Source organism: Chitinophaga nivalis, from assembly GCF_025989125.1.
GTDB classification, from domain to species: domain Bacteria; phylum Bacteroidota; class Bacteroidia; order Chitinophagales; family Chitinophagaceae; genus Chitinophaga; species Chitinophaga nivalis.
In genome coordinates this window covers 4,857,419-4,871,755 of the sequence record NZ_JAPDNR010000001.1, presented here as the reverse complement: position 1 = coordinate 4,871,755, position 14,337 = coordinate 4,857,419, and the positions used below count along the sequence as shown (strand labels likewise).

General features: G+C 47.5%; 10 protein-coding genes. 4 read left to right on the top strand and 6 right to left on the bottom strand.

Translation table 11 applies throughout. The features are described 5' to 3' along the window. Window positions 1-28: 28 nt before the first annotated feature. From OL444_RS19470 to OL444_RS19455, 4 genes are all read right to left on the bottom strand, one after another. Complete coding sequence (locus OL444_RS19470) at window positions 29-1,213, bottom strand: efflux RND transporter periplasmic adaptor subunit (protein ID WP_264730486.1); 1,185 nt, start codon at window positions 1,211-1,213, stop codon at window positions 29-31. Between the two features lie 10 nt (window positions 1,214-1,223). Beyond that, complete coding sequence (locus OL444_RS19465) at window positions 1,224-2,453, bottom strand: TolC family protein (RefSeq protein WP_264730488.1); 1,230 nt, start codon at window positions 2,451-2,453, stop codon at window positions 1,224-1,226. Continuing rightward, window positions 2,450-5,581: an efflux RND transporter permease subunit gene (locus OL444_RS19460; RefSeq protein ID WP_264730490.1), complete on the bottom strand. Its 3,132-nt coding sequence runs from the start codon at window positions 5,579-5,581 to the stop codon at window positions 2,450-2,452. Before OL444_RS19460 ends, OL444_RS19465 begins: the two co-directional genes overlap by 4 nt. Before the next feature lie 99 nt (window positions 5,582-5,680). Further along, window positions 5,681-5,995, bottom strand: a complete 315-nt coding sequence (locus OL444_RS19455) for a DUF6660 family protein (protein WP_264730492.1) — start codon at window positions 5,993-5,995, stop codon at window positions 5,681-5,683. Window positions 5,996-6,096: 101 nt separating this feature from the next. Here OL444_RS19455 and OL444_RS19450 point away from each other — a divergent pair, with 101 nt between their 5' ends. The 4 genes from OL444_RS19450 (at window position 6,097) to OL444_RS19435 (ending at window position 9,801) form a co-directional block, all read left to right on the top strand. Continuing rightward, window positions 6,097-6,792, top strand: a complete 696-nt coding sequence (locus tag OL444_RS19450; protein ID WP_264730493.1) for a LytR/AlgR family response regulator transcription factor — start codon at window positions 6,097-6,099, stop codon at window positions 6,790-6,792. Between the two features lie 129 nt (window positions 6,793-6,921). Continuing rightward, window positions 6,922-7,131 carry a hypothetical protein gene (locus OL444_RS19445; RefSeq protein ID WP_264730495.1) on the top strand — a complete coding sequence of 70 codons (210 nt, stop codon included), beginning with the start codon at window positions 6,922-6,924 and terminating at the stop codon, window positions 7,129-7,131. 108 nt (window positions 7,132-7,239) lie between these two features. Beyond that, the gene (locus OL444_RS19440) at window positions 7,240-9,441 is read left to right on the top strand and encodes a response regulator (protein ID WP_264730496.1); all 2,202 of its coding nucleotides are present in this window, start codon (window positions 7,240-7,242) and stop codon (window positions 9,439-9,441) included. A 168-nt stretch (window positions 9,442-9,609) separates the two neighbouring features. Continuing rightward, the gene (locus OL444_RS19435; protein WP_264730497.1) at window positions 9,610-9,801 is read left to right on the top strand and encodes a hypothetical protein; all 192 of its coding nucleotides are present in this window, start codon (window positions 9,610-9,612) and stop codon (window positions 9,799-9,801) included. Between the two features lie 495 nt (window positions 9,802-10,296). On the opposite strand, the gene OL444_RS19430 is transcribed toward OL444_RS19435, so the two are convergent. Beyond that, window positions 10,297-11,550, bottom strand: coding sequence for a tetratricopeptide repeat protein (locus tag OL444_RS19430; protein WP_264730499.1), 1,254 nt, complete (start codon window positions 11,548-11,550; stop codon window positions 10,297-10,299). A gap of 156 nt (window positions 11,551-11,706) precedes the next feature. Next, a complete protein-coding gene (gyrA, locus tag OL444_RS19425) occupies window positions 11,707-14,316 on the bottom strand; it encodes a DNA gyrase subunit A (protein ID WP_264730501.1) in 2,610 nt (869 codons plus the stop codon). Between the last annotated feature and the right edge of the window lie 21 nt (window positions 14,317-14,337).

Sequence of the window (14,337 nt, the reverse complement as noted above, 5' to 3'; positions counted from 1 at the left end):
TATATGAAATTATTTAAACCTGATAAACTTAGTGTCCTTCTTCTTCCCCGCTGTTTTTCATCTTGGCCAGCAGGTCATAGGCGCCTTTTACCACAATTTCCTGATCGGGTGTTTTAGCCGGGAAAGTGACTTCGGTGTATCCCTGTTCATTATTGCCTTTCTTCACCTCCAACATGGTAAAATGATACGTACTGTCGTTGGCGTTACCTGGCGCCTTCATGAATACATACGCTTTGTTTTCAAAGTTCACCAAAGCGGCATCCGGTAAAGCGGGTACATTGGCAGCCCCGGTTTCAATCATCGCCTGCAGATAAGTACCCGGCAACAACTGGGTGTCTTCCGCATCCAGGTGGCAATGTACCCTTACGGTACGTTCCGGGCTGATTTCACGTCCTATCAGGTGCACGGTAGCTGTACGCTGCGCCGTTTCATTAGCCAGGGTAAAACGTACCAGCTGCCCTATTTTCAACCGGGGAATATCTTTTTCAAATACGGTCAGTTCCGCGTGCAGATGCTCCGTATTTACAATCCGGAAAAGGATATCCGCCGGATTGACAAACTGTCCCAGGTTGACATTCACCTGTGTCACATACCCGCTGATAGGCGCATACACATTAATGGTACGCTGGATATTCCCTTTCTCCAGCGCCGGCATATTGATATTGAGCAGCGCCAGTTTCTGTTTCATCCCACTCTCCTTTGCCTGCAACGACTGATAGGCAGCTTTGGCCTGTTGCAGCGTTTTCAGCGCATTTACATTTTCCACCGCCAGTTCCTGCTGCCGCTTGTATTCCACGGTTGCATATTCCAGCTGACTTTTGATATCCAGGTAGTCCTGCTGCAACTGAATGTAATCCAGGTTTTCCAATACCGCAATCACCTGCCCTTTTTTAACCGGCATCCCCTGCAGCAAGGTGGTTTGTTTGATAAAACCACCCATGGGCACCGAAATGCTGACCAGCTGCTGTGGCGGCACATCCAGGAAACCATTCACTTTCACCGCACCGCTGATCTGCCGGTTTTCCGGTTTACCATAGGTAATACCGGCGGTTTTAAACTGTGCGGCCGTCAGTTCCACCGTATTGGGGGCTTCTTCATGGTCATGTGTATCTCCTTCTTTTTTGTCGGCGGACTTATTGCCACAGGCCGTAAGAAAAAGGATCGTACTACACGTTATAACGGAGAGGTATATATGTTTTTTAAGTATTTGCATGGTAGACTTTTTAAAGTTGATGAGCCGCCAGATAAGCGATGTATAATTCAGCCTGTTTGGCATCGTTCCTGGTTTTCAGGTATCCCTCCCGCACAGTCAGCGCCTGCTCCAGGTTCAGGAAATACTCCGGATAACCGATATCTCCGCTGGAATAGGATTTGGCTGATTGCTGCAACAACAGGGCAGCATTCGGCAGTGCCGTTGTCTGATAATAATCCAGGCTGTTACGTTGTTTGATGAACTGTTGTACCGCCTGTCCGTATTGACTTTGCAGCGTTATCATGCTGTTGTCGTACTGCAAGGCAGCTGCCTGTTGCTGCTTTTCTTCCGCCCGTACCTTTGCTTTCAAAGGCCCCATCCACAAGGGCAACGCCAGGCCTACCTGAAATCCCTGGAAACGGGTACCAGAAGTAGCGAGCGCACCGGCGGCATTAGCCGGCGTACCTACCAGCGACTGGTTAAAATAACCCACCGTGATATCCGGCAGTATGGAAGCACGGAACAACTGCTTTTGTTTTTCTGCGAGCAGCACCTGTTGCCGTAAATACTGCAGCTGCGGATTCGCCGCCACGGCTGCCGTATCATTCAACGCCGGTATCGTTACCGCCGGTATCCCGGAAGCGGCCAGGCTCACCGGTTCAGTGGTGCCCAGCAATGCCTGCAACCGCGACAGATAAATCTGTTCATCGGCCTCATTCTGGCGCAACAGGTTCCGGATTTCATTCATCCGGCCTTCTGCCGCCGTCTTTTCCAGCATACGGCTCTCTCCTGTTTTGTAACGCAGCGTAGCTGTGCGTACAAAATCACTGAACAGGCTGTCCTGGTGCTGCAGCAATACCCGCAGCTCTTTATAATACAGCAGTTGCACATAGGTTTGTTTTACCTGGTATACCAGGTCATTCTGTGTCACGGCTTTCCACCATACTGCTTTATCTACCTGTACCTGGTTCAGCTGCTTCCGGGCGCCAAATACCGTAGGAAACGGAATGGCCTGGGAAACACTGAAATTATTATCCTGCACATAGCTGTTCGTTTGCCCGTATTGCAGGTTCACATCCGTTTTGGCCAGCTCTCCGCTGGTACGCACCAGCTCTTTATAATATCCCACGGCCACCGAAGCTGATTTCAATCCTTTATTTTGCTGCAATGCCTGCTGCACCGCCCCTTCCATCGTTAATGGCTGCGACTGTGCAAAAGCCGTAAACGGGAACAGCAACCCTATCAAAAAGCGGACATTCATATTTTCTGTTTTTTAAATCCTTTTTCAAAATAGATATACAAACACGGCAACACCAGCAAGGTTAATAAGGTGGAAGTAATCAAACCGCCAATCACCACCGTTGCCAGCGGCCGTTGTACCTCTGCTCCCGCACTGGTGGCCAGCGCCATCGGCAGGAAGCCCAGGGAAGCCACAAAGGCCGTCATCAATACCGGGCGTAAGCGTGTAGCCGTTCCCTTTAGTATGATGGTACCCAGGTCAGTAATCCCTTCTTCCTTGAGCCGGTTAAACTCTCCGATCAGTACGATGCCGTTTAATACGGCCACCCCAAACAAGGCAATAAATCCTACGCCGGCAGAAATACTGAAAGGCATGCCGCGCAGCAACAGCGCAAATACGCCGCCGATAGCCGCCATAGGAATGGCTGTGAAAATTAAGAACGACTGTTTTACAGACCGGAAGGTGAAATACAATAAACCAAAAATGAGCAGTAAGGCAATGGGTACGGCCACGGATAAACGGGCGTTAGCCTCCTGCAGGTTTTCAAACTGGCCGCCATAACGGATAAAATATCCGGCAGGCAGTTTCACTTCTTTCTCAATAGCTGTTTCTATATCTTTTACAATGCTGGCAATATCGCGGCCACGCACGTTGAAACCCACAATAATGCGACGTTTGGCATCTTCCCGCTGCACCTGGTTGGGACCGATGGTCATTTCTACTTTAGCCAGCTGCTGCAGCGGTACCTGGTTGCCGGAAGGCGTTGTGATATACAGGTTCTGTACATCCTCTATCCGTTGCCGGCTGCGTTGGTCCAATCTTACTACCAGGTCGAAACGTTTTTCTCCTTCATATACCAGCCCGGCGCTTTGACCCGCAAAAGCCGTATTAATGGCCTGGTTGATGGTGGCAATGTCCAGTCCGTAGCGGGCAATCTTATCCCGGTCAATAGACACCACGATCTGCGGCAACCCGCCTATCTGCTCTACGTAAAGGTCTTTAGCTCCTTCCGTACGGTTCACGATGGCGCCTATTTTCTGCGCCAGGGAAGCCAGCGTCGTCAGGTCTTCTCCAAAAATCTTGATCCCTACATCCTGCCTTACACCGGATATCAGCTCATTAAAACGCAGTTGTATCGGTTGAGAGAAACCGAAGCTGACACCAGGTATCGCTTCCAGGGCTTCCTGCATTTTATTGGCCAGCTCCTCGCGGTTCTTCGCACTGGTCCATTCTTTTTTGGGTTTCAGCAGAATGGTCAGATCGCAGGCCTCCATCGGCATCGGATCGGTTGGAATTTCTGCCGCACCGATCTTACCCACCACTTCTTTTACCTCCGGAAACTGCTTCAACAGAATATCTGATGCCAGGGTTACCTTATCGATGGTTTCCGTTAAGGAACTACCCGTCAGCAATCTCGTTTCTACCGCAAAATCACCTTCTTCCAGGGTGGGTATAAATTCACCGCCCATACGGCCAAACAAAAACACCGATACCACAAACAACGCTACTGCAATGCTTACTACCAGCGCTTTGGTACGAATCGCTCTTCTTATAACGGGATCGTATATACGATGAAAAAACTGCATGATCCGATCTGCCACAGTTACCTTATGACTGATCTTTTTGCTGAGGAATAAAGCCGATACCATCGGCACATAGGTCAGCGACAGGATAAAGGCACCCAGGATCGCGAACGATACCGTTTGCGCCATGGGCCGGAACATCTTTCCTTCTATACCTACCAGTGCCAGAATCGGCAGGTATACTATGAGGATGATAATTTCTCCGAAAGCGGCCGTACTCCGTATTTTGCTGGCAGAATCATATACTTCGGCATCCATCTCCGACTGCGACAATCGTAGTACACCTTTGCCCTTGTTGCGCCCTGTGAGGTGATGCAGCGTAGCTTCCACAATAATGACGGCGCCGTCTACAATCAGTCCGAAGTCAATCGCTCCAAGGCTCATCAGGTTACCCGATACCCCAAACAGGTTCATCATGGCAATGGCAAACAACATCGCCAGTGGAATCACGGAGGCTACAATCAGCCCGGCACGCAGATTCCCCAGGAACAACACCAGCACAAAGATGACAATCAGCGCCCCTTCAATCAGGTTTTTCTGTACGGTACCAATGGCCCGGCCTACAAACTCACTGCGGTCCAGGAAGGGTTCTATCACCACGCCGGCGGGCAATGTTTTCTGGATCTGGGCCATCCGTATTTTGACAGCCTTCACCACTTCATTGGAATTCTTGCCTTTCAGCATCATCACAATACCACCTACGGCCTCGCCGGTGGCATTACGGGTGAGCGCTCCATACCGGTTGGCATCTCCCAGCTGTACATTACCGATATCACGGATCAGTACCGGCAAGCCTTCCGGTGTATTCTTTACTACTATTTTTTCTATATCTGCCAGGCTGCCTATCAATCCCTCACTACGGATAAAATAGGCATTGGGTTTTTTGTCGATATAAGCGCCCCCGGTGTTCTGGTTATTTTTCTCCAGCACATCAAAGATGGCAGCGATACTTAAATTATAGCTACGCAATTTATCCGGGTCCAGGGTTACCTGGTATTGTTTCAGCAGGCCGCCGAAGCTGTTCACTTCTGCCACGCCGGGTGTACCCAGCAGCTGCCGCCGTACATACCAATCCTGAATAGTACGCAGGTCGCGGGCCGTGTATTTGGATTCATAGCCCTTTTGCGGATGTACTACATATTGGTAGATTTCACCCAGCCCGCTGGATACCGGCGCCATTTCCGGCGATCCGATCCCCGGCGGAATAGCGGTTTTCGCTTCGCCCAGCTTTTCATTGACCTGCTGCCGGGCCCAGTAAATATCCACGTCGTCATGAAATACAATGGTCACCACCGATAAGCCGAAACGGGAAATAGAGCGTACTTCCTTGAGCTCCGGAATCACGGCCATGGTTTGTTCTATGGGAAAAGTAATCAGCCGCTCTACCTCCTGCGCTGCCAGCGAAGGCGATTGGGTAATCACCTGTACCTGGTTATTGGTAATATCCGGCACCGCATCTACGGGTAGCCGCATCAGCGAAAATACGCCCCACGCTACCAGCGCAAGCGTGAGTATCCCCACTATTAGTTTGTTCCTGATAGAAAAAAGAATGATCTTATCCAGCATGATTTGGTTAGTATGAAATAAAAGGATGCACCGGAGCCATACCTGTTTCGGGAAACGAGACAGCGTACACTCACAGCAAAAACATCAATACTTATAACACTAAACCAGGCGGGGAGGTTGCCAGATATTATCTGCCTGGGATGGCAGCGGATTGGCAGGTATAATCGGATAACTGATTAATACCTGATGATGATAAAAATGAACAGTAGATATAGCTTCCGCAGTTACCTGCACATTGCAGCAGCTGCAGATGCATAACGGAGAACAATAATCGGGCTGGCTTTCGTGTTCATGCGGAACATCCAGCCGGGCAATACGGGCGGTGCGCTGTAATACCACTTCCGCCGCATCGTTGCAGGGTATGCAAGACAGGAGGAGGATATAGCAGCTAAATATGTACACCAACCACTTCATGGTAACAAAGGTAAAATTTTATAACATATCCCTCCGAACAAAAACTGCATCCTGGTTGCGCGTGTGGCCGGGATATGATGATTTGTTCCTACATTAGCGCCATGAATTGTCTGATTGTAGATGATAATAAACTCGCCCGGACGGCCATGAAACAACTGGCCAGTCATGTTAATCATCTTCATGTAAGCGGTGAGTGCAGCAGCGCGATGGAAGCCTATAATCTTTTGCAGAAAGAAAAAATAGATGTACTTCTGCTGGATATTGAAATGCCCGGTATGAGCGGATTGGAACTGACCCGGAACCTCGGTAAGAAAAGACCGGTGATCATCTTCACTACCGTAAAAAAAGAATATGCGGTAGAAGCCTTTGAACTCAATGTAGCCGATTACCTGATTAAGCCCGTACACCCTGCCCGTTTTATACAGGCCATTGAAAAAGCCAAAGAGATCTGCGACAGCAATAACCGGGAGTTACAGGTATCCGATACGGAGTTTGTCTTTATCCGGGATACCGGTATCCTGAAACGGATCCGTACCGATGATATTCTCTTTCTGGAAGCAATGGGCGATTATGTAAAACTACATACCAGCCAGAAGTTTCATGCTATCCATACCACACTGAAAGCCCTGGAGGAAAAACTGCCTGCCAGCCGGTTTATGCGTGTACACCGCTCCTACATCGTAGCCATGGATAAAATAGAAACCATCGAAGACGGTACCATCCTTATCCAACAACACGCCATTCCGGTTGCGGATGCCTACCGGACAGCACTGAACAATAAACTGAATCTGCTTTGATCTCAACGACACTTTCTCCTTTTTGACCGATACCTACCGCCTGTTGGGCCATTAATTCCGGACCAGTGTACCTTACACTTGTACCTTTAGGTCGTCAAAACAATTGATCACCATATAAAACATACAATCATGAAAAAGTCAGGAATTATGATGATGGCAGCGGCTTTGTTGTTTCTGAGTGCATCATCCTTTGCACAAACCACCACGCCTCAGGCGCCTGTTAAAAAGGAAGCCGCCGCGCCTAAAGCACCGGCAGCCAACACCAAATCACCTAAAAAACATCACGGTCATCATACCGCAAAACCAGCAGACAAACCAGCTGCTGCCAAAACAAAATAATAACCCGATACGTTGATATTTATGTGATGTAGCTGCCCACCGGCAACTACATCACTAAATATCAATTTTTTTTTATCGTAACTTGACGTAGTGTTTTATTAAGTACGTATGCAGCCTAAAAGAATTAAATACTACCTGTTGGGCCTGTTCATCACAGGTATGATCCTCTTTATTGTGCTGCAGTTTAATTCTGCCAAAAACATCCGCAAACTGATTTCCGGGAATGAACAGCTGCTACAGGAACTCAACGTCAAAAATGAGTTACAGAAGCTGCAAACCAATATGGCCAAAACCGACAGTAAAGTGCGCGGAACGGTCATCTCCCAGGATACCCTGCATATTACCGGCATTGAAGCCGACATTGCCATCATCAAGGCTGATCTGAAAGAGATTAACAAAATCATTAAAAACGATAGTACCGAAAAACTGCTTACCCAGCTGAACTACCTCGTGGACGAAAAAAACACGTTCAACATGCAGGTGCTGGATACCTTCTACAGTAAAGGGAAATGGGCGGCAGAAAGACTGATCAACAACCACCGGGGTAAAAGGCTCGGGGAAGCCATCACCGGCATCCTGCACCAGCTGGATACCACGCGGCAGACAGAGGTCAACAGAACCACCCATCTCATCGACAGCAGCGGACAAAAAGCACAGAGCTGGGGTACCATCCTCGTTTTATTTGCCTGCCTAACCAGCCTGCTGGCTTTCCTTTATATCACCAGTCGTATTCATCAGCAGGAGCAACTGATAGATGCCCTCGATGAGTCGCAGCAACAGGAAAAAAAACTGGCTGCTATCAAGGAACAATTCCTGGCCAACATGAGCCACGAAATCCGCACCCCGATGAATGCCGTATTGGGCTTCACGCATCTGCTACAGGCGCAACCCCTCAATCATAAATCGAAAGAATATGTAGGCGCGATTGAAAATGCCGGTAAAAATCTGCTGGAAATCATCAACGATATCCTCGACATCTCGAAGATAGAATCCGGTATGATGCGTATAGAGCCAACGGCTTTCAGTCTGCGTAGTGTGCTGCATACCCTCGATACGATGTTTCAGCCGAAAGCAGCCGAAAAAAAACTACAGCTCTCCATCCGTATCACAGAACAAACACCGGATATTTTATATGGTGATGTCATGCGGCTGACACAGGTGCTGATCAATCTGATTAGCAACGCCATTAAGTTTACACCGGAAGGTAAGGTAGATGTACAGGTAACCCCAACGTGGCAGGAAAGCAACGCTGTTCGTATATTGTTCACCGTTACAGATACGGGTATCGGTATTGCCTCTTCCAAACTGGCTACCATCTTCGACCGGTTTAATCAGGCAGAACCTTCTACCACCCGTAAATACGGCGGTACTGGTCTGGGTCTTACCATTGCGAAACAACTCGTGGAGTTACAGCATGGTGTGATTACCGCAGAAAGCAAACCCGGTGAAGGTGCTATTTTCAAAGTGGAGCTGCCTTATACACTGGGAGAATCTATTCTGGAAAACGGCGATCCTTTTTATACCGAAAACGGCCAGCTGCCGCTCCATCCGGATGCACGGCTGCTCGTAGCAGAAGATAATATCATGAACCAAAACCTGCTCCGGCATCTGCTGAGCAACTGGCAACTGCAATACAAGGTCGTTAACAATGGTAAAGAAGTGCTGCAGGAGCTGGACAAACAACATTACGACCTCGTACTGATGGATATACAAATGCCTGAAATGGACGGCTATACAGCCGTGCAGGCCATCCGGCAGGAACGGCATTCCAATATCCCTGTTATTGCCATGACCGCACATGCCATGGCCGGAGAACGTGAAAAATGTTTGCACTTCGGGATGAACGAATATATTTCCAAACCTATCCGCGAAGAAGAACTGTATCATATGATTCAGGTGTACACCGGTAAGTTTGCCCCCCGGGAACAACCCCTGCCCCTCTACCAGCTGACAGCCGAAAACGGCTTCCAGCAGCTGATCAGCATGCAGTATCTGCATGAATTATCGAAAGGGGATGAAAGCTTCGAAAAGGCCATGCTCACGCAGTTTGTGGCGCAGCTGCCGGAAGATCTTTCGCTGTTGAAAAAAGCCGTACAAACCGCCAACATTGCCATGATCAGGGCTACCGCCCATAACCTTAAAACAACCGTGTCTTTTATCGGATTGGAAACACATCTCTATCCAGTATTGGATAAGCTGGAAGGCATACCTGAAAATGATTTCCATCAGGAAGCAGCCATAGAACAGTTCAATACGCTGAAACAGTTGTGTTTACAGGCTATTCAGGAAGCGATCCATCTCCTGTTATAATTTCACTGCACACATATGGCAGCTTGTTACCGCCACTTTTCCCCTGTTCAACGACAGTAATTCCTTATTCACCGAAACATCTCTTCACCGCGCCTGCTCCTGCTTTAATTTTACGCTACAATTATCAAACAACACATTATTCACCTAATCATTTAAAAAGACATTATCATGAAAAAAAGCCTGATCGCCGCTGTAGTTGTAATGAGCATTTCTGCTGCTTCTTTTGCACAAGCTCCTGCTGCTAAACCTGCAAAAAAAGAAAAACAAAAAACTGAAACTAAAGCTCCTGCTGCTGATACTACAGCTAAGAAAGCTCCTGCTAAAAAAGCTAAAGGTGCTACTCCTGCTGTTAAAGCATAATTGCAACCATACAACGTTTGAGTTAAAATCCCGTCCGGCCGCAGGTCAGACGGGATTCTATTTTACAGGCATCTTTCGCGCTGCTGTGATGATGCCGGCAACCCTATTTCAAGCCCCTTCCAGCCCCTCTCGCGGCCAGCAGCTACCCATCACTTGCCAGCAACAAAAACAAGTATAACAGGCTATTGATTATTTACTTTTTTAAGGGGAGATATTTGTATTGGGGAGATAAAAACCAGGTACATTTTTACGCAGGATCATCCGTTGTCATGAGGGGATGGAGTGATGCAGGCAAACACCGGATAAGCGCTCCCATAAAGGGTATGGACACGTATTATTTATTTTCCCGGAGATCAATAAATATACATCCGGATGCCCGCAAAGTTTAAGTGTCAGGAAGACAAAAAAATACGCATTGTGCCGGAAAAGTTGCGAAGAGACTTCGCTGCTTTCTATGGCACAATGCGTAACCAGTAATATAAAAACTACTGCTTATTATTTCAGGCTATCCAATTTCTTCTTTACCTCTTCTACTTTAGCGTTGTTGTTTTTGATGGCGTAGATCTTCTGTAAAGCATACAGACAGCTTTCGTAGGTTTGTCTGTCGCCCTGATCCAGGCTGCTGGCTTTAGCAGTGAAGCTGGCATCTGCTTTTTCGAAGAAAGGCAATGCCTGGTTCATCAGACCTTCCACTTTACCTTGCAGTTCTTTTGCTTTGGCAGAAGTTTGTTGTTTGCTGTCCAGTTCATTCAGTTGTTTGTTGAAAACTACTGCGCGGTTGAAGTACAGTGCACCCAGCTGGAAGTTAGCGGTAGCATCAGCAGGATTCAGTTCGATGGCTTTTTTATAGGCACCTTCTGCTTTACCGATCATTTCTTCGTAGTTAGCCGGTTTAGGCGCGTCGTTACCTTTATCATCGCGTGGATTGGCCAGGTTGTCTACACGGATAGCGTAGTCCAGCAAAGCTGCCTGGTCGTTTGGATTTTCCTGCATTTTCTTTTCCAGCATAGACAGTAACTCATTGGTTTTACCGGTTTTGCTGTAGAATGCCATTTCCATATCGCTGAAGCGTTTATCCTTAGGGAATAAAGCTTTACCTTGTTCGATTGTTTTCAGCCAGTTAGCCTGGTCGCCTTTTTCTTCATACAACTGACCCAGGATTACGTATAATGCCGGTTCACCTTTGAACTGCAGATCAGCTGCTTTTTTCATGTAGGTGAAAGCGTCATCTTTTTTACCAGCCTGGCTGGCAGCGTAACCAACGTAGAAAGTCAGTGCAGTATCTGTAGGGATGTTACCACCCAGTTCTTTGGTGTTGTAGAAATCCGCTACTTCAAACGCATGTTTGAAATTTACGAGAGAAGAATCCCATTTCTGTTCATTCAGGTATCCATAACCAGCGTTAGCTACAGTAGCATATACGTTGAATAAAGGCTGAGGCATTTCCAATACTGCTTCCTTCATTTTAGGATCCAGTTCCAGGGCTTTTTTGAAAGCAGCATATGCTTCCATTGCCAGCGCTGCACTTTTTTGTTTAGTACCCATGGCTTCCAGGATCTTACCATCTACGAGCCATGTTCTGCCATCGTTTTTGGTTTTATCATGCTGTAATGCCGCGTCAATGTCTGCCTTTGCTTTTTCCAGGTCTTGTTTCTTCAGGTTCTCATCTGCACTACTAACTTTTGCGCGCTGAGCCATCACCGACACTCCTGTCGTGCAAAATAGAAGAGATACCAATAGTTTTTTCATGTCGAGTTTTTTTTTAGTTGCTGATTATTAAAGAGTATGGTGTACCAATAAAAATAATACAACCAGGAATATAGTTACCACTAATAGCTGGTTGTATTTTTTTATCAGACATACACAACGGATCGTTTATCAGACCCGTTGTGTACAGGTTATTTTCTATGCTTCACTGTCTTCATCCGCGGCGTTGGCATCAGGTGTGGTTTCATCATCGGCAGCAGGGGTATTTTCATCCGTTGCATCTGTGATAGCAGCGGTTCCTTCTGCGCCTTCAGCACCTTCTTCATCGTGGATTACTTCTTCTTCCTGTTCATCCAGGCGGGCTACAGCAGCAATTTCATCGTTGTCGTCCAGACGGATCAGCCGAACACCCTGTGTGGCACGTCCTGCCTCACGGATATCTGCTACCGCCATACGTATGGTGATACCTGACTTACAGGTGATCATCAGATCGTGTTTTTCCGTTACATCCAGGACGGCGATCAGGTTACCGGTTTTCTCGGTGATATTGATCGTTTTCACCCCTTTACCACCTCTGTTGGTGATACGGTATTCTTCGATATTGGTACGTTTACCGTAACCTTTTTCGGAAACTACCAGGATGGTACGGGCCTCGTCTTCCTTGTTTACACAAACCATACCAACCACTTCATCTTTCTCACTATCTACTTCAATACCTCTTACACCAATGGCGCCACGACCGGTATCACGCACGGTTACTTCCGGGAAGCGGATCGCGCGGCCACTTTGGATAGCCATCATGATCTGGCTGTCGCCGGTTGTCAGTTTGGCTTCCAGCAGCTGATCGCCTTCATTGATCGTAATAGCGTTTACACCATTCTGACGCGGGCGGGAGAACTCTTCCACCATCGTTTTCTTGATGATACCTTTCTTGGTACAAAGTACAATATAATGGTTATTGATGAAATCTTTATCACTCAGGTCTTTGATATCGATAATTGCACGGATTTTATCATCCGCCGGCAGTTGTATCATATTCTGGATAGCACGGCCTTTACCGCTCTTCTCTCCATCCGGAATTTCGTATACTTTCAGCCAGTAACAACGGCCTTTTTCTGTAAAGAACAGCATAGTATGGTGCGTAGAGGCAACAAACAGGTGTTCGATATAGTCTTCATCCCTTGTACGGCCACCAATAGCGCCGCGGCCACCGCGTTTCTGCTGACGGTAATCGTAGGCAGAAGTACGTTTGATATAACCCAGGTGAGAAATGGTAATAACCACATCTTCTTCTGCGATGATATCTTCGATTCTCATTTCGCTGGCGAGATACTGGATTTCGGTTTTACGTTCGTCTCCGAATTTCTTTTTCACTTCTTCCAGTTCGTCTTTGATGATCCTCATACGCAGTGCTTCGTCATTCAACACATCTTTCAGGTAAGCAATGAGCTGCATGATTTCATCATATTCTGCGCGGATCTTATCGCGTTCCATACCGGTTAAACGTTGTAAACGCAATTCCAGGATGGCTTTGGATTGTACTTCGGAGAGACCGAATTCGCTCATCAGTCCTTCTTTTGCTACTTCTGGTGTGCTGGCGGCACGGATCAGGGCAATAACCTTATCCAGGTGATCCAGTGCTATCAGATAACCAGCGAGGATGTGGGCCTTTTCTTCCGCTTTACGCAGATCAAAACGGGTTCTTCTTACAATCACTTCGTGACGGAAGTCGATGAACTCGGCGATCATATCTTTCAGGTTCAGGATACGCGGACGGCCTTTTACCAGCGCCACGTTATTGATACCGTAAGAAGTCTGCAGCTCGGAATATTTAAATAACTGGTTGATGATCACATTGGAGATAGCTTCTCTTTTCAGATCAATCACCAGGCGCATACCTTCACGGTCACTTTCGTCCCGTACATCGGAAATACCTTCAATGATTTTATCATTTACCAGCTGTGCAATTTTCTGGTGCAGTACCGCCTTGTTGATCTGGTAAGGCAGTTCATAGATCACCAGTTTTTCACGGCCGTTTTTAGCGGTTTCAGAGTTGATTTTACCACGTACTACTACCCTGCCACGACCAGTTTCAAAGCCTTGTTTTACGCCTTCAAAACCATAGATAACACCTCCGGTTGGAAAGTCGGGGGCTTTTACGTGTTTGATCAGTTCTTCTATGGTAATTTCCCTGTTATCGATATAGGCAATACAACCATCCACCACTTCACTGAGGTTGTGCGGCATGATGTTGGTAGCCATACCTACTGCGATACCGGATGCACCGTTTACCAGCAGATTGGGAATACGTGTAGGCAATACCGTTGGTTCTTCGAGGGTATCATCGAAGTTGTTGGAAAAGTCTACCGTTTCTTTTTCAATGTCTTCCAGCATAGCTTCTGCGATCTTCTGCAGGCGGATCTCCGTGTAACGCATCGCTGCCGGCATATCGCCATCTACCGAACCGAAGTTACCCTGACCGTCTACCATGGGATAACGCATGCTCCAGGGCTGCGCCAGACGTACAATGGTATCATAAATGGAAGCATCCCCGTGCGGGTGATACTTACCCATTACCTCTCCCACGATACGCGCTGATTTCTTGTAGGGTTTGTTACTGTGGTTACCCAGTTCATTCATACCGAATAAAACGCGGCGGTGTACAGGTTTCAAACCATCTCTCACATCGGGCAAGGCACGGCCTACGATCACGGACATAGAGTAATCTATGTAGGCCGTTTTCATTTGCTCCTCGATATTGATCTGGACAATTCTACCTTCCTGCTGATTTTCCGTATGCTCTGTCATTTTTGTGTGTTGATTTACAGT